We start from the raw sequence: 16,158 nt of genomic DNA, 5'->3' as shown, positions 1-16,158 counted from the left end.
GGCCTCGAAACGCGCTAGCTCCGGTCGACGACGTAATCCGTCCAGAGCACGACGAGAATCGTCATCAGCGCCGGGCCGATGAACAGCCCGATCAGCCCGAAGGTCTCCGCGCCGCCGAGAATGCCGAACAGCACGAGCAGAAACGGCAACCGCGCCGAACCGCCGATCAGCACGGGCCGCACGAAGTGCTCGGCGACAAACACCACGATCATCCCGAACACGGCGACGCATGCCGCCGCGATCATCGAGCCCTGCGCAAGCAGCCACAGCGCCGAACCGAGAAACACGATCGGCGCGCAAAACGGCAGCATCGCCGCGACGGCCGTCAGCATGCCGAGCAACGTGGCGTGCGGCACGCCCGTCACCGCATAGGCGATGCCGAGCAGCGCGCCCTCGCCCAGCCCGACGACGACGAGACCCACCACCGTGCTGCGCACCGACTCGCCCATGCGCCGCACGATCGCGGCGCCATCCGGGCCGAACGCGCGGCGCGAGCCCGCGAGCAGTTGCTCGCCGAGCTTCGAGCCCGCGAGAAACACGAAGAAAAGTGTCATCAGCATGAAGCCGAAGATGACGACGGCGTGGACCACGCGACCGCCGAAGTGCCGCGTCATCGCGACGACGTTCGCGCCGTGCAGGTTCTTCACGGCGGGCGAAGTTTCGAGCGGGGTGGAGAGATTCTCCTGCCACCAGCGCCCGATCTGCTGCGAACCCATCGGCAGATGTTCGATGAAAGCGGGCATCGGAATGCCGGTGCGCAATACCTCGTGAAACCAGTGGAGCATGTCGTGCGCTTCGTTCGCGGTCTGCGCCGCGACGATGAAGAACGGCACGACGAACAACAGGCCGATTGCCGCCGTCAGCACGACGGCGAGCAGGTTGTGATGCCGCCTGAACATCGGCCGGCGCTCGAGCCAGCCGAACGCGGGCCATAGTGCAATCGCGATCACGCTCGCCCACACGACCGCCGGAATGAAGGTGCGCGCCGTATAGAGCGCGACCAGCACGAGCACCGCATAGAACACCGCCGACGCGGCGCGCTGCATCTTGCGCGTGTGTTCCGATGCGCCCGATGTCGGATCGTTGCGCGGTTGGATCGCCATGAGTGAGTGGTTCCTCTTCGTGATGTGTCGATTGTCGGCAGAACATGAATCGCCCGCCAGCATTGTAATCACGCACGAATCATTCCACTCGATGCGCGCAGTGATGCACTTTATTTACAAAAGGCATGTTTCGCGCTCCCATAATCAAAACTCGCCATCGACGCAGGAATCTTGCAAATGAAGGACATAGCCTCACGCGCAACGGCTGGCGCATGCTTGTCGCTCGCACTGCTCGCCGGATGTTCCAGCGGCCTCAACCGGTCGAAGGAAGATCAGTTGAACGCGCAAAACGGCATCATCATGTTGCCGGTCAAAGGGGGCGTGGAGATGCGGTTGCCCGAGGCACCGCTCTTCGATAGCGACGAATCGACGATCCGCGCGGGCTATTCGCCGCTGCTCGATCGCGCGGCTCAAGTATTGAAGCGCAGCATGCGCCCCATCTTGATCGAGGGCCATACCGACAACCAGGGCACGCTGGCCTATAACCGTGCGCTTTCCGATGCGCGCGCCCAGGCGGTCGCACAAGCGTTGATCGCGCGCGGCGTACCGGCCGAGCGCATCGCGACGAAAGGCATGGCGTGGCAGCGGCCGATCGCCAGCAACGACACGGCGCAAGGCCGCGCGCTGAACCGCCGTGTGGAGATTCTGGTGCGCGCCGAGAGCGAAGAGACGCTGCTCGGCACGCCCGCGAAGGTCAAGCGCTAGCCGCCTGCTCCACCTCCAGCACGAGCAACTGCGAGCCGTCGGCGACCTGATCGCCGACTTCGAACAGAATCTCGCCGATCTTGCCCGTGGCCGGAGCGACGATCGTATGCTCCATCTTCATCGCTTCCATTACCATCAGCGGCGCGCCCTTCGTCACCGTCGCGCCCGCCTCCACGAGCACCGCGATCACCTTGCCGGGCATCGGCGCCGTGAGACGGCCTTCGTGCTCGGCATCGCCCGCATGGGCCATCAGGTTCTGCCACTCGAACTGGAACGCCGCGCCTTCGTGGAAGACGTGGAAGACGTCGCCGTCGGTGAAGACGTGGCCCTTGATCAGCGCATCGTCGAGCCGGACCGCGAATGACGTCGCGCCGCTGTGCGACCAGTCGAAGCGCGCGCTTTCGTCATCGAACCGCAAATGCTTGTCGCCGTTCTTCGTGAACACGACCTTGAGCGTTTCGTCCGTATCGAGCGCACGCCAGTTCAAATCCTGGCTGTAGCCGCCCGCCATGCGCCAGTGCGACAGCGCATCCCACGGCGACTGGCCATGCGCCTCGCCGCCCTCGCGCGTGAGCAGCGCCGCGCACGCGAGCGCAAGCCCTTTCTTGCGCGAGACGTGAGTAGGCTCGAACAGCGCGTCGTGATGACGCTCGATCAGGCCCGTGTCGAGATCGCCCGCGCTGAACGGCTCGCTCTTCACGATGCGTTGCAGGAACTCCACGTTCGTCGAGAGCCCGACGATCTCGCACTCCGCCAGCGCGCGCGCCATGCGCGCGAGCGCATCGCGGCGGTCGCGGCCATGCACGATCAGCTTCGCGATCATCGGATCGTAGAACGGCGTGATCGCGTCGCCCTGACGCACGCCGCTGTCCACGCGCACGTCGCCGTCGATCGAGAACTCGACCGCGTGCGGCATGCGCACGTGCTTGAGCGTGCCCGTCGACGGCAGGAACCCGCGCGACGGATTTTCCGCGTAGATGCGCGCCTCGATCGCGTGGCCGTGCACCTTCAGCTCGTCCTGCTTCAGCGGCAAGGGCTCGCCCGCCGCCACGCGCAGTTGCCATTCGACGAGATCGAGCCCGGTCACCATCTCCGTCACCGGATGCTCGACCTGCAAGCGCGTGTTCATCTCCATGAAGTAGAACTGGCCGTCCTGCGTCAGGATGAATTCGACCGTGCCCGCGCCGACGTAATTCACCGCGCGCGCCGCCGCGACCGCGGCTTCGCCCATCGCGCGGCGGGTTTCGTCGTGAAGGCCCGGGGCGGGCGCTTCTTCGAGCACCTTTTGATGGCGACGCTGCACGGAACAGTCGCGATCGAAGAGATAAACCGCGTTGCCGTGCTTGTCGGCGAACACCTGGACTTCGACGTGACGCGGGCGCAACAGATACTTCTCGATCAGCACGCGATCGTTGCCGAAGCTCGACGCCGCCTCGCGCTTGCACGATGCGAGCGCCGCCGCGAAGTCCTCGCTCTTCTCGACGACACGCATGCCCTTGCCGCCGCCGCCCGCGCTCGCTTTCAGAAGCACCGGATAGCCGATGCGATCCGCTTCGCGCTGAAGCAGCGAAGGATCCTGATCGTCACCGTGATAGCCGGGCACGAGCGGCACGGAAGCGGACTGCATCAGCGTTTTCGCGGCCGCCTTGGAACCCATCGCGCGGATCGCTTCGACGGGCGGTCCGATAAAGACGAGACCCGCCTTCTCGCACGCATTGGCGAAGTCCTCGTTCTCCGACAGAAAGCCGTAGCCCGGATGAATCGCCTGCGCGCCGGTCTTCTTCGCTGCTTCGACGATGCGCTCGATGCGCAGATAACTCTCCGCCGCGGCCGATCCGCCGACATGCACCGCTTCATCGCAGACATCGACGTGCTTGGCTTTCGCGTCCGCGTCGGAATAGACGGCGACGCTGCCCACGTTCAGGCGCTTTGCCGTCGCCGCGACACGGCACGCGATCTCGCCGCGGTTCGCAATCAGTATTTTGTTGAACATGGCATTACATCCGTGGGTCACATGCGGAACACGCCGAAGCGCGTGTCTTCGATGGGTGCGTTCATCGTCGCCGCCAGGCCGAGGCCCAGCACGTCGCGCGTTTGCGCGGGATCGATCACGCCGTCGTCCCACAGACGCGCGCTCGCGTAGTACGGATGCCCCTGCGCCTCGTACTGATCGCGGATCGGCGCCTTGAACGCTTCTTCTTCCTCCTTCGACCACGTGCCGCCCTTCTTCTCGATGCCGTCGCGCCGCACGGTCGCCAGCACGGAGGCGGCCTGCTCGCCGCCCATCACCGAGATGCGCGCGTTCGGCCACATCCACAGGAAGCGTGGCGAATATGCGCGGCCGCACATGCCGTAGTTGCCCGCGCCGAACGAGCCGCCGATGATCACCGTGAACTTCGGCACCTTCGCCGTGGCCACGGCCGTCACCATCTTCGCGCCGTTGCGCGCGATGCCTTCGTTCTCGTACTTACGGCCGACCATGAAGCCCGTGATGTTCTGCAGGAACACGAGCGGAATCTTGCGTTGCGCGCACAGCTCGATGAAATGCGCGCCCTTCAGGGCGGATTCGCTGAAGAGAATGCCGTTGTTCGCGACGATGCCGACCGGATGGCCCCAGATATGCGCGAAGCCGCAAACGAGCGTGGTGCCGTAGCGCGCCTTGAACTCGTCGAACGCGGAATCGTCGACGATGCGCGCGATCACTTCGCGCACGTCGAAGGGCTTGCGCGTATCGACGGGGATCACGCCATAGACGCTTTGCGGGTCATAGCGCGGCGGCAGCGGTTCTTTCAACGCGAGCGTCGGCGTCTTCACGCGATTCAGATTGCCGACGATGCTGCGCGCGATGCCGAGCGCATGCGCGTCGTTCTGCGCAAGATGATCGGCGACGCCCGAGAGACGCGTATGCACGTCGCCGCCGCCCAGATCTTCGGCGCTGACTTCTTCGCCCGTTGCGGCTTTGACGAGCGGCGGGCCGCCCAGAAAGATCGTGCCTTGATTCTTGACGATGATCGATTCATCGCTCATCGCGGGCACATACGCGCCGCCCGCGGTGCACGAGCCCATCACCACGGCGATCTGCGCGATGCCTTGCGCCGACATGTTCGCCTGGTTGTAGAAGATGCGGCCGAAGTGATCGCGGTCGGGGAAGACGTCGTCCTGATTCGGCAGGTTCGCGCCGCCCGAATCGACGAGATACACGCACGGCAAACGGTTCTGCTCCGCGATTTCCTGCGCGCGCAAATGCTTCTTGACGGTCACGGGATAGTACGTGCCGCCCTTCACGGTCGCGTCGTTGCACACGACGACGCACTCCTGCCCCGCAATGCGCCCGATGCCCGTGATGATGCCCGCGCCCGGGGCGTCGTCGTTGTACATGCCGTATGCCGCGAGTTGCGACAGTTCGAGAAACGGCGTGCCCGGATCGAGCAGTTGCGCGATGCGATCGCGCGGCAGCAGCTTGTTGCGCGACACGTGCCGATCGCGCGCGGCCTGTCCGCCGCCTTCCGCGATCTTCGCGACCTTCTCCTTGAGGTCTGCGACGAGCGCCTCGAGCGCCGCCGCATTCGTGCGGAACTCCTCGCCGCGCGGATTCAGTTTCGATTCGATGATCGTCATGTCGCGCGCCTCAGGCCGTCTCGGCGAACAGTTCGCGGCCGATCAGCATGCGGCGGATCTCGCTCGTACCCGCGCCGATTTCATAGAGCTTCGCATCGCGCCACAGCCGACCGACCGGGTACTCGTTAATGTAGCCATTGCCGCCGAGAACCTGAATGGCTTCGCCGGCCATCCACGTGGCCTTTTCGGCGGTGTAGAGGATGACGCCCGCGCAGTCCTTGCGCACCTGGCGGACGTGGTCCGAGCCGAGCGTATCGAGCTGGCGGCCGACAGCGTAGAGATACGCGCGGCAGGCCTGCAGCGTGGAGTACATGTCCGCGACCTTGCCCTGAATGAGCTGGAATTCGCCGATCGCCTGGCCGAACTGCTTGCGATCGTGGATATACGGTACGACCGCGTCCATGCACGCGAGCATGATGCCGGTCGGACCGCCCGCGAGCACGGCGCGCTCGTAGTCGAGGCCGCTCATCAGCACCTTCGTGCCGCCATTCAGTTGACCGAGGATGTTTTCTTTCGGCACTTCGACGTTCTCGAACACGAGCTCGCCGGTATGCGAGCCACGCATGCCGAGCTTGTCGAGCTTCTGCGCGACGGAAAAACCCTTCATGCCCTTCTCGACGATGAACGCCGTGATGCCGCGCGGACCGGCTTCGATGTCCGTCTTCGCGTACACGACGAGCGTGTCGCAGTCCGGGCCATTGGTGATCCACATCTTCGTGCCGTTGAGCACGTAGTGATCGCCTTTTTCGTCGGCGCGCAGCTTCATGCTGACGACGTCCGAGCCCGCGTTCGGCTCGCTCATCGCAAGCGCGCCGATATGCTCGCCCGACACCAGCTTCGGCAGATACTTCTGCTTTTGCGCTTCCGTGCCGTTGCGATGAATCTGGTTCACGCACAGATTCGAATGCGCGCCGTACGACAATCCGACCGACGCCGACGCCCGCGAAATCTCCTCCATCGCGACCATATGCGCGGTGTAGCCCATGTTCGCGCCGCCGTATTCCTCGGAGACGGTCATGCCGAGCACGCCGAGGTCCCCGAACTTTTTCCAGAGATCCATAGGAAACTGGTCGCTATGGTCGATTTCGCCCGCGCGCGGCGCGATTTCCTTCGCCGCGAAATTGGCGAGCGAGTCGCGCAGCATGTCGATGTCTTCGCCCAACGCGAAATTCAGTCCGGGTACGTTGCTCATGAGTCGTCTCCTCCAGATGCGATGTTTTCGGCGCGCCCTGAATTTGAGTTTCACTCACACAGGGCAGCAAACCACGGAATGAGGCAATTTCACGCTCAAATCGGCTAGCCGTCAATAGGTTTTTGAGCTACGCTCACATTTATTTCGCACGCTCATTTTTCCGGGCCCACGCCAATGTCGACGCAAACTACCGCCACCGGCCGCCGCGCGCCCGCCGGCGTCAAATCGCAGCAGCGCGTGAAGGACATCCTCCAGGCGGGTCGCGACGTGTTCGCCGAGAAAGGCTACGACGCCGCGACGAGCGCCGAGATCGCGCAACGCGCGGGCATCTCGGAAGCGACCGTGTTCAGCTACTTCAGCGGCAAGCGCGAACTATGCGCGCGCGTGATCGCCGATTGGTACGACGAAATCATCAACGCTTTCGAGACCGGCCTGCCGCGCGACGGCTCGGTGCGCCAGCAGTTTGCGTTCATCGTCAGGACGCACATGCGCTTGATGCTCATGAACGGAACAGGGCTGTGCGCGCTCGTGCTGTCCGAAGGCCGCAGCAAGCAGCACGATCTGTCGGACACGCTGACGGAATTGCAGCGCCGCTATACCGCGCCGCTGATGGACGTGCTCGCACGCGGCCAGGCGCTCGGCCATGTACGCAGCGACCTGCCGTTGCGCCTTTTGCGCTCGCTCGTATTCGGCCCGATGGAGCACGTGCTGTGGGATGCGACGCTTGCCAAGCGCCGTCTGAGTCAGACTCAGATCGAGACGACGGCGAACGAACTGGTGGAAGTATTGTGGACGGCGCTACAGCCGCCGAATGCGCAACTGGCGGCGCTCGCGCAGTTCCGGCAAGACGTGGAGGAAGCGTCGCGGCGCTTTGAAACGAGCGCCGCGCGAGAGAAGCCTACTTCCTGATGAAGCGTAACGCGAAGCGCGCGAGCTTCGGCACGGTGGTCGGGCGCAAAAGCCGCGCGTCGTAGCCCCCCATCCGGCGATCGTTTTCAGCGAGACACAGTTCGATCAACGAGCGAACCGATACGTCACCCGCCACCGAATCGCCGACATTCGCAGGAAAGTTCACGTCCTGCGCCGCACCGCTCTTGTCGAAGCCGCGCGCGAGCGAGATGCGGTCGCGGATCAGCGAGAACCAGACGCTCGCGGTCTTCGCCAGGAACCACGGCTTGCGATACCAGGGCAGGCTGCGCCGATACCACGCGACCCAGTTCGCGAAGAACAGAATGTGCCGCGCTTCTTCCTGAATGACCGGCTCGAAAGTTTCGACGAGCGCTTCGGGGAAATATCCCGATTGCCGCGCCGCCTCGAAAAGCCCGAACGCGAAGAAACTGTCGATGCACTCGCTGTAGCCCGTGAGCATCCATGCACGCAGCGCATCGGCGGGCGCGGGATACGGCGGCTCCGGCGCAAGGGCGATGCCGTACGCCTCGACCAGCTTCGAGAGCACGAGCTTGTGCCGCGCTTCTTCGCCGCCGTTCATGCGCAAGGCTTCCCGCAGTTGGGGGTCCGCGACGGTGCCCGCGTAGGTCGCGACGCGAATCGACGCGCGCCCCTCGGTCTGAACGGCGATATCCCAGATCGGCAGCGAAGTCACACGCTTCAGCGCGGCGGGATCGAGCTTCGGCCAGTCGATGACAGCGGGCTTGTACGGATTGTGTGTCGTCAGCAGCATCTCGCAGAACATGCGCTTGTGCAGGTCCGAACCGATCGGAATGGTCCCCATCGACCGGTACGTCCAGTTGCGCATCGCATGATCTGCTTCGAGTGTGTTGAGCGTATCGGACATATTCGAATATTGGCCGCCGATTGGGTACGTTCTGCGGATTTTGGCATACGGGAGGCTGACTCACAGCATCGCGCGCTTTTTGCGCCTAGCGCGAGATTTTCTCCAGCGCGAGATCGCGCGTTGGCGGCCCCATGAAGCCAATCGCCGCCATCACGATCAGCATCGCCGGCGCAATGAACACGAAGACTCCGGTCGTCCCTGATCTTTCCCGCCCGTTCGATACCGCTTCTTCCCGATCATGGGCACGGCGCTCGTCTCGCTGCGATGCTGCTGCTCTCGACGCTCGACCTCGACACGCCGCTCGCCGTCATGAACATCTACATGGCGCTGCTCGGCCTCGGGCTCGGCATGGTGATGCAGGTGCTCGTGCTCGCGGTGCAGAACGTCGTCGAGTTCCGGCTGACGGGCGTGGCGACCTCCAGCGCGACACTGTTCCGCTCGATCGGCGGCTCGGTCGGCGTGGCGGCATTCGGCGCGATCTTTTCAAACAGCTTGCGGTCTCGCCTCGAAACGCTGATTCCGCCGGGCACCGAGCTGCCGCAATCGCTCGGACCGCAGGCGGTCGCGCATCTGCCGGCCGCGTTGCATGACGATTACCTGCACGCGTTCGCGGGCTCGATGCACACGGTCTATCTCGTCGCCGCGTGCATTGCGCTCATCGCTTTCGCGCTATCGTGGTTCCTGAAGGACCATCCGCTCAGGAAGCGCTGATGGAAAAGGAACGCGAAGAAAAGCTCTAAAGCCCTGCTATCCGGGCTTTTACTAGCTCCCGAACTATTTTGGCTTGGTAACCTTCTGCCGATTCTGAGCGGACACGATCCGCGGAATGCCATGCTCCGGCGCTCATCGACGCGCCGGACGCCCGGATACGAGACCTTCCGGGCTGAACTGACCACCTTCTGGAGTTAAAACAGTGAAGAAACTGCTCGCGGCACTGACGATGTCCCTTCTCGCCGCCACGTCGCTCACCGCCGTCACGCCGGCGCTTGCGAAGGACTATTCGACGATTCGTTTCGGCGTCGACGCAAGCTACCCTCCGTTCGAATCGAAGGGTGCCGACGGCAAGCTGGTCGGTTTCGACATCGATCTCGGCAACGAGATTTGCGCGCGCCTGAAAGCGAAGTGCGTGTGGGTCGAGAACGATTTCGACGGCATGATCCCCGCGCTCAAGGCGAAGAAGTTCGACGGCGTGCTCTCGTCGATGTCGATGACGCCGCAACGCGCCGAACAGATCGCCTTCTCGAGCAAGCTCTTCAACACGCCGACGCGCCTCGTCGCGAAAAAGGGCAGCAACATTCTGCCGACGGCTGAAAGCCTGAAGGGCAAGAACGTGGGCGTCGAACAAGGCACGATCCAGGAAACCTACGCCAAGACCTACTGGGCGCCGAAGGGCGTGACGGTCACGCCGTATCAGAACCAGGACCAGGTCTACGCCGACCTGATTTCGGGCCGTCTCGACGCCGCGCTGCAGGACGCCGTGCAGGCCGAAATCGGCTTCCTGAAGACGCCGCGCGGCGCAGGCTATGACTTCGCCGGCAAGAACATCGACGATCCGAAGACGCTCGGCAACGGCGCGGGCATCGGTCTGCGCAAGGAAGACACCGACCTGAAGGCGAAGATCGACAAGGCGATCGCCGACATCATCAAGGACGGCACCTACAAGAAGCTCGAGAAGAAGTACTTCGACTTCGACGTGTACGGCGGCTAAGCCTCACGCTCACGCCGACCGGCTGAGAAACGGGCTCCGCGCTCAAGGGCGCGGAGCCCGTTTTCCTTTTGGAGGCCCGCCGCGCCGATTTCGGCTAAGATCGAACGTCCGGTAGGACGCCGACGGACGGAGACACCGCGGCGCCCGGCAATTCCCAGAGGCAAGACCCGCGCATTCGCGTGCGCGCGACCAACATGCAAACCAGAACTCATCCCCTGATTTCGCCGACGCTCGGCACTTCCCGCACCATCACGAGTTTTCACTACGGCCCCGGTGGCGGCCAGAAGATCTATATCCAGTCCTCGCTGCACGCGGACGAACTGCCCGGCATGCTCGTCGCGTGGCGTCTGCGGCGCCTGCTCGCCGAATTCGAGGCAGCGGGGAAGCTGCGCGGCGAAGTGGTCATCGTGCCGGTGCCGAATCCGATCGGCCTCTCGCAGCATCTGCACGGCACGCTGATGGGCCGCTTCGAGACCAACAGCGGTCACAACTTCAATCGGAATTTCTACGATCTCGCCGCGCTGATCGCGCCGCGGATCGAAGCGCGCCTCGGGAAGGACGCCGGCGCCAACAAGCTCGCGGTGCGCGCCGCGATGAAGGAAGCGCTCGACGAACAGACGCCGCACACCGAGCTCGAATCGCAACGCCTTGCGCTGCAGAAGCTCTCCTTCGACGCCGATGTCGTGCTCGATCTGCACTGCGATCTCGACGCCGCGCTGCATCTCTACACGAACCCGGACATCTGGAACGAAGTCGAGCCGCTCGCCCGCTATCTCGATGCGAAGGCTTCGCTGCTCGCGCTGAATTCGGTCGGCAATCCGTTCGATGAAATCCACAGCTTCTGCTGGTCGGATCTGCGCCAGCGTTACGGCGAGCGTTTCCCGATCGAGAACGGCGGCATCTCGGTGACGGTCGAGCTGCGCAGCCAGCACGATGTCTCCTACGAGCTCGCCGAAAAGGACGCGCGGGCGATCGTCAACTATCTGATCCATCGCGGCGTGATCGATGCGCCCGTGCCGGAGCAGCCGCCGCTCGTGCATCCGGCGACGCCGCTCGCAGGCGCCGAGCCGATCGTCGCGCCGGCGTCCGGCGTACTCGTGTTCCGTGCGGAAGTGGGCGCGTTCATCGAAGCGGGCGCGCCGATCGCCGATATCGTCGATCCGCTCACCGACACCGTCACCACGCTCAAATGCACGACCTCGGGCGTGATGTACGCGCGGCACATCACGCGTTTCGCGACCGCGGGGCTCGAAGTGGCGCGCATCGCGGGCGCGAAGGCTTATCGGACGGGCTCGCTGTTGTCGGCGTAAGCGCTTGCGTCAGAACGGCGCAAGACAGCATTGCGCGGCCACGATCTTCCACCCGCCGCCGATGTCTCCCCACGTTCGCGTGTAGCGCAAGCTGCCCGCGAACGGGGCGCCCGCGAAGGTCCCTGAAAGCGCCACACGCGTCACCGTGACGGCAAAGGCACCGTACACGCGCACGCTCTGTTCTTCGACATCCAGCTTCTCGATACGCTGCATGCCGTAGCGATGCCCATTCAGGTCGTCGGCCTTGGTCCACACCTTGCCGGTCGCATCGACGAAACTCAGGTCGTCGGCCAATAGCGCATCGAGCGCGTCCACGTCCGACGCCACCATCGCCTTCTTCAGGCGCTCCTCCAGTTCGCGGATTCCTTGCTCGTCCATGATTTCGCTCGCGGTGACGGAACCGTGAGCATCGCATCGGACCTGCCGGATGCACAAGCGGCGATGTTTCACCAGCCGTGTTGCACACACGACACACCGCAAGCGGGTTGCAAGCAGTGTCACATTTCTTTCTTCAGCGATCGCTACATTTGCGCCCGTCGCCGCCACGCGCCGTCAGAGCGCGACGCACCGCAGACACCGTCAACAACCACACCGCGAACCAACTCACGGAGCTTGTTTTGAAGAAGAACCTCCTGGCGACCGCCGCGCTCGCCGCATTTGCCGCCCTCGCCGCCACCTCCGCCCACGCGCAAAGCAGCGTGACCCTCTACGGCATCATCGACGCCGGCATCAGCTATGTGAACAACAGCTCCGCGAGCCCGACGCGCGCCGGCGATTCCCTCGTCAAGTACGACGACGGCGTCGCGCAAGGCAGCCGTTGGGGCCTGCGAGGCGCCGAGGATCTCGGCGGCGGCCTGAAGGCCATCTTCACGCTGGAGAATGGCTTCAACAGCGGCACGGGCACGCTCGGTCAGGGCGGCGCGGAATTCGGCCGTCAGGCCTACGTCGGTCTCGCGCAGAACAACGTGGGCTCGCTGACCTTCGGTCGTCAGTACAGCTTCAGCACCGACTACCTCGGCTCGAACTATGCGATCGGCGGCCAGACCGTCGCGGGTAACTACGCGTACCACATGAACGACTTCGACCAGCTGACGTCGAGCCGCATCAACAATGCGGTCAAGTTCTCGAGCGCGAACTTCTACGGCTTCACGTTCGGCGCGATGTACGGCTTCTCGAACACGGCCGGCGCCTTCGCGGGCACGCCCAACACGACGGTCGGGACCACGACGACCCAGGGCTCGTCGCGCGCTTACAGCTTCGGCCTGAACTACAAGGCCGGCCCGCTCGGCATCGGTGCGGCGTACACGGACATTCGTTATCCGACGGCTGCGACGCCGGCATTCAGCTCCACGATCGCCAACATCAACACGACCGGGACGACCAACAACGCGAAGGATCTGCGCACGTTCGGCATCGGCGCTAACTACGCGTTCGGCGCGGCGACGGTTTTCGGCCTGTGGACGAACACGCGCTTCGAGCCGATCGTCGGTTCGAGCTCGCGCCTGAACGCGTTCGACATCGGCGGCAAGTACGCATTCACGTCCGCGATGACGGCCGGTCTCGGCTATACCTACATGGACCTGTACGACAATTTCAAGGGCCACTGGCACCAGATCGACGCGAGCTTCGATTACGCGTTGAGCAAGCGTACCGACGTGTACGCGCTCGCGGTCTATCAAAAGGCGTCGGGGTCGAACAACGGCGTCGAGAATCAGGCGTCGATCGGTTCGTCGTCGTCGAGCTACTTCGGCACGTCGGGACTGGGCGAAAACAACCAGCTCGCGTTCCGCGTCGGCATCCGCCACAAGTTCTAAGCCTCGGCCGCTCGGCCGACATGAATCGGGCCGCGTCGAGCGGCCCGTTTTTTTGCTTCGCGCGATTACTTGCCTTTCTTGCCTGGCCTTGTGATCGTCCATGGCGATGGCCGCGAGCAAGGTCGCCGTCACCGCGCCGAGGCTGAAGCCGCGAAAGCTCTTCTCCCCCGTGGTTCGTTCGGGGCCCTTCCTGGGTCGAAGATCGTCCGGTACGCTGCGACGAACGACGCGCACTTACCTTAATTCGCAATCTTGACTACGCGGAATTTTTATCGATCCATGCTTTCACGATCCCAAAAAGCAAACAGCGGCCGAAGCCGCTGTTCTCACATCGGGACGCAGACTGCCAGGCGTCTTATTCCGCCGTTTCGAGCAACGGATAATCCGTATAGCCCTCGGCACCGGCCGCATAGAACGTCGACGTATCCCAGTCGTTGAGCGCTGCGTCGAGTTCGAAGCGGCGCACGAGATCCGCATTCGCGATGAAGGGCTTGCCCCACGCGACCGCGTCCGCATCGCCGCGAGCGATGATCGCTTCGGCGCTTGCCTTCGAGAAGCCTTCGTTGGCGATATAGACGCCGCCGAACGCCTTCTTCAATTGCGGCCCGAGGCTGTCCGCTGCTTCATGCTCGCGCGCCGCGATGAACGCGATCTTGCGGCGGCCGAGCTCACGCGCGACATGACCGAACGTCGCGGCGCGATCGCTGTCGCCCATCGTGTGGGAATCCGCACGCGGCGCGAGATGCACGCCGACACGATCCGCACCCCACACATCGATACATTGATCGACGACCTCGAGAAGCAGACGAGCGCGATTCTCGATCGAACCGCCGTAAGCGTCGGCACGCTTGTTGGTGCTGTCCTGCAGGAACTGGTCGAGCAGATAGCCGTTCGCGCCATGCACTTCGACGCCGTCGAAGCCCGCGCGCTTCGCGTTCTCCGCACCCTTGCGGAATGCCGCGACGACACCGGCGATTTCATCGAGTTCGAGCGCGCGCGGCGTCACGTACGGACGCTGCGGACGCACGAGACTCACATGCCCGCCGGCCGCGATCGCGCTGGGCGCCACCGGCAGCTCGCCATTCAGGAAGACCGGATCCGAGATACGGCCTACGTGCCACAACTGCAGGAAGATCTTGCCGCCCGCGTCATGTACGGCCTTCGTCACGAGCTTCCAGCCTTCGACTTGTTCGTCGGACCAGATGCCCGGCGTGTCCGCATAGCCGACGCCTTGCGGCGTGACGGAGGTCGCCTCGCTGAGAATGAGACCCGCCGCTGCGCGGTCCGCGTAGTACTGCGCCATCAGCGCGTTGGGCACGCGCTCGACGCCCGCGCGCTGACGCGTGAGCGGCGCCATGATGATGCGGTTCTTGAGCGTGAGTGCGCCGAGCTTGAGCGGATCGAAGAGTGTCGACATGAATTGGTGTCCTAATGAAGTTGAAAGAAGACTTTCACCGTGCGGTAAGCAAAACTCAGAGATTCCGAATGGAATCGCGGAACGCCTGGATGACCGCTTCGTCGCGCTTGAAGAACACCCACTGTCCAACGCGCTTCGTGGTGACGAGTCCGGCTTTTTGCAAGGTCGCGAGATGCGCGGAAACAGTGGACTGCGACATGCCGCAGCGCCCATCGATCTGGCCCGCGCAGACGCCATGCGACAACGGCAGTTCCTGATCAGGGAAATGCTGCTGGGGCTCCTTCAGCCATTCGAGAATCTCGCGGCGAAGGGGGTTGGCGAGGGCCTTGTGAATTGCGTCGATGTCCATTTCGTTGCTCGTGCGTCTGACGATTGGAACGCACAGGTTGTTCGAATCGTCTTGCGGCGAAGTATATATCGTAAATTCACGATATGCAAATCGTGACATGACGAGCGTCGTGCAGAATATTGTCAGAAGTCGCTCCGCGCGTTGTCAGTAACTGCCGCCGCCCGGCACGGTCTGGTACGCTCCCGGGTTTCACCGGCCGTAAGAAACTACGAAACCTTATGGATACTCCTTTCAACGAACGTGGCGTCACGCTCTCGCGCGCCGGCCTGTCGGCGTCGGGTCAGATGATTCCGCTGCGCGATTTGCGCGCCGCGCGCGTCGTGATGATTCCGCGCCAGAAGCCGCTGCCCGTCATCATTGCGCTGCTCGGCCTCGTCGCGCTCGGGGCGGGAATCATCACCGGCTCGGGTGCGGCGCTCGTGCTGGGCGTGATGACCACCGTGGTGGGTTATCTCACGTGGATCACGCAGGACGTGATCTATCAGTTGATAGTCGCGACGCCCGACGGCGAGCGCGAAGTGCTCATCACGAAGGATCAGGAATTCGCGGACAAGGTGGCGGCGCTCGTCGGCGAGGCAGTCGCGAAACACGCGGCAAGCGCGGCGGCCAAGCCGCAAGCGTGATCTTGATACGGCGTTTATACGGCGGCGCACCACTTTAGCCCGGCCTTTAGGCGCGCGACGCTACAGTGCAAGCGTTGCCACTACGAGCCGTCATCGGACGGCTTACATCGATGGACCTCCGCACATCCGATTCAGCCGGCCTTCCCCATACGCTCAGCGGCGGCTCGCCACGCCGCCGCGAAACGCGTCGTTGCGTCGCCTTCGATCTGACCGTTCCGGGACTCGACTCGTCAGCCGCGCGTGAAGTCCTCGCGTATGCATTCGGCGCGCGTGCGCAGGCGTATGTCGTCGAGACGAGCCGTCTTCACGACTGCACGACGCTCCATGTCGAGACCGACAGCGAAGACATCAACGACGTCATCGGCACGCTCACCGCACATTTCCCTCACGCAACGCTCGGCCGCGGGGGGGGGGGGGGGGGGGGGGGGGCGCCCGCCCCCCCCCCCCGCCCCCCCCCGCCCCCCCACCCGCCCCGTGGGGGCCCGCCCGCCTGGCGGCCCCCCAAAACCCCCCCCCCCTGGGGG

General features: G+C 64.0%; 15 protein-coding genes and 1 pseudogene. 7 read left to right on the top strand and 9 right to left on the bottom strand.

Annotated elements, in window-relative coordinates; all coding sequences use genetic code 11:
* Positions 1–14: 14 nt before the first annotated feature.
* Positions 15–1,103, bottom strand: a complete 1,089-nt coding sequence (locus NCS58_RS15555; RefSeq protein WP_061118196.1) for an AI-2E family transporter — start codon at positions 1,101–1,103, stop codon at positions 15–17.
* A 177-nt stretch (positions 1,104–1,280) separates the two neighbouring features.
* On the opposite strand from NCS58_RS15555, the gene NCS58_RS15550 reads away from it, so the two are divergent.
* Positions 1,281–1,808 (top strand): OmpA family protein, encoded by a 528-nt coding sequence (locus tag NCS58_RS15550; RefSeq protein ID WP_061118197.1) that lies wholly within the window; start codon positions 1,281–1,283, stop codon positions 1,806–1,808.
* Here NCS58_RS15550 and NCS58_RS15545 read toward each other — a convergent pair.
* From NCS58_RS15545 to NCS58_RS15535, 3 genes are read right to left on the bottom strand one after another with little or no spacing between them, the layout of a single operon-like run.
* Complete coding sequence (locus tag NCS58_RS15545; protein ID WP_061118198.1) at positions 1,798–3,801, bottom strand: acetyl/propionyl/methylcrotonyl-CoA carboxylase subunit alpha; 2,004 nt, start codon at positions 3,799–3,801, stop codon at positions 1,798–1,800. The two genes, NCS58_RS15550 and NCS58_RS15545, sit on opposite strands and share 11 nt — an antisense overlap.
* A gap of 17 nt (positions 3,802–3,818) precedes the next feature.
* Positions 3,819–5,426, bottom strand: a complete 1,608-nt coding sequence (locus NCS58_RS15540) for a carboxyl transferase domain-containing protein (RefSeq protein ID WP_061118199.1) — start codon at positions 5,424–5,426, stop codon at positions 3,819–3,821.
* A 10-nt stretch (positions 5,427–5,436) separates the two neighbouring features.
* Positions 5,437–6,618: an isovaleryl-CoA dehydrogenase gene (locus NCS58_RS15535; protein ID WP_061118200.1), complete on the bottom strand. Its 1,182-nt coding sequence runs from the start codon at positions 6,616–6,618 to the stop codon at positions 5,437–5,439.
* A gap of 174 nt (positions 6,619–6,792) precedes the next feature.
* Between NCS58_RS15535 and NCS58_RS15530 the strand changes: the two genes are divergently transcribed.
* Positions 6,793–7,527 (top strand): TetR/AcrR family transcriptional regulator, encoded by a 735-nt coding sequence (locus NCS58_RS15530; protein ID WP_061118201.1) that lies wholly within the window; start codon positions 6,793–6,795, stop codon positions 7,525–7,527.
* On the opposite strand, the gene NCS58_RS15525 is transcribed toward NCS58_RS15530, so the two are convergent.
* Positions 7,517–8,413, bottom strand: a complete 897-nt coding sequence (locus NCS58_RS15525) for a hypothetical protein (RefSeq protein WP_061118202.1) — start codon at positions 8,411–8,413, stop codon at positions 7,517–7,519. The two genes, NCS58_RS15530 and NCS58_RS15525, sit on opposite strands and share 11 nt — an antisense overlap.
* A 217-nt stretch (positions 8,414–8,630) precedes the next feature.
* On the opposite strand from NCS58_RS15525, the pseudogene NCS58_RS15520 reads away from it, so the two are divergent.
* The 3 genes and pseudogenes from NCS58_RS15520 to NCS58_RS15510 all read left to right on the top strand — a co-directional run.
* Positions 8,631–9,124, top strand: a pseudogene (locus NCS58_RS15520) (EmrB/QacA family drug resistance transporter); the annotation flags it as partial.
* A 202-nt stretch (positions 9,125–9,326) separates the two neighbouring features.
* A complete protein-coding gene (locus NCS58_RS15515) occupies positions 9,327–10,121 on the top strand; it encodes an ABC transporter substrate-binding protein (RefSeq protein ID WP_061118204.1) in 795 nt (264 codons plus the stop codon).
* A gap of 194 nt (positions 10,122–10,315) precedes the next feature.
* Positions 10,316–11,431 carry a succinylglutamate desuccinylase/aspartoacylase family protein gene (locus NCS58_RS15510; RefSeq protein ID WP_061118351.1) on the top strand — a complete coding sequence of 372 codons (1,116 nt, stop codon included), beginning with the start codon at positions 10,316–10,318 and terminating at the stop codon, positions 11,429–11,431.
* A 9-nt stretch (positions 11,432–11,440) separates the two neighbouring features.
* Here the strand turns inward: NCS58_RS15510 and NCS58_RS15505 are convergent, their stop codons facing one another.
* Positions 11,441–11,809, bottom strand: coding sequence for a nuclear transport factor 2 family protein (locus NCS58_RS15505; RefSeq protein ID WP_061118205.1), 369 nt, complete (start codon positions 11,807–11,809; stop codon positions 11,441–11,443).
* Positions 11,810–12,048: 239 nt separating this feature from the next.
* On the opposite strand from NCS58_RS15505, the gene NCS58_RS15500 reads away from it, so the two are divergent.
* Complete coding sequence (locus NCS58_RS15500) at positions 12,049–13,245, top strand: porin (protein WP_061118352.1); 1,197 nt, start codon at positions 12,049–12,051, stop codon at positions 13,243–13,245.
* Between the two features lie 355 nt (positions 13,246–13,600).
* Here NCS58_RS15500 and NCS58_RS15495 read toward each other — a convergent pair whose 3' ends face one another.
* Together NCS58_RS15495 and NCS58_RS15490 are read right to left on the bottom strand one after the other, a co-directional pair.
* Entirely contained in the window at positions 13,601–14,662 is a 1,062-nt protein-coding gene (locus tag NCS58_RS15495; RefSeq protein ID WP_061118206.1) for an alkene reductase, read from the bottom strand.
* Between the two features lie 55 nt (positions 14,663–14,717).
* Positions 14,718–15,011 carry a helix-turn-helix transcriptional regulator gene (locus tag NCS58_RS15490; protein ID WP_061118207.1) on the bottom strand — a complete coding sequence of 98 codons (294 nt, stop codon included), beginning with the start codon at positions 15,009–15,011 and terminating at the stop codon, positions 14,718–14,720.
* A 218-nt stretch (positions 15,012–15,229) separates the two neighbouring features.
* Between NCS58_RS15490 and NCS58_RS15485 the strand changes: the two genes are divergently transcribed.
* A complete protein-coding gene (locus NCS58_RS15485) occupies positions 15,230–15,634 on the top strand; it encodes a DUF6232 family protein (RefSeq protein ID WP_061118208.1) in 405 nt (134 codons plus the stop codon).
* A gap of 230 nt (positions 15,635–15,864) precedes the next feature.
* Here NCS58_RS15485 and NCS58_RS15480 read toward each other — a convergent pair whose 3' ends face one another.
* Positions 15,865–16,023 (bottom strand): hypothetical protein, encoded by a 159-nt coding sequence (locus tag NCS58_RS15480; RefSeq protein ID WP_250538628.1) that lies wholly within the window; start codon positions 16,021–16,023, stop codon positions 15,865–15,867.
* Positions 16,024–16,158: the final 135 nt, after the last annotated feature.

Source organism: Caballeronia sp. INML3B (genome assembly GCF_023631305.1).
In the GTDB taxonomy this organism is placed as follows: Bacteria; Pseudomonadota; Gammaproteobacteria; order Burkholderiales; family Burkholderiaceae; genus Caballeronia; species Caballeronia turbans.
The sequence above is the reverse complement of the archived record's forward strand: the minus strand, read 5'-3'. Positions and strand labels throughout refer to the sequence as shown.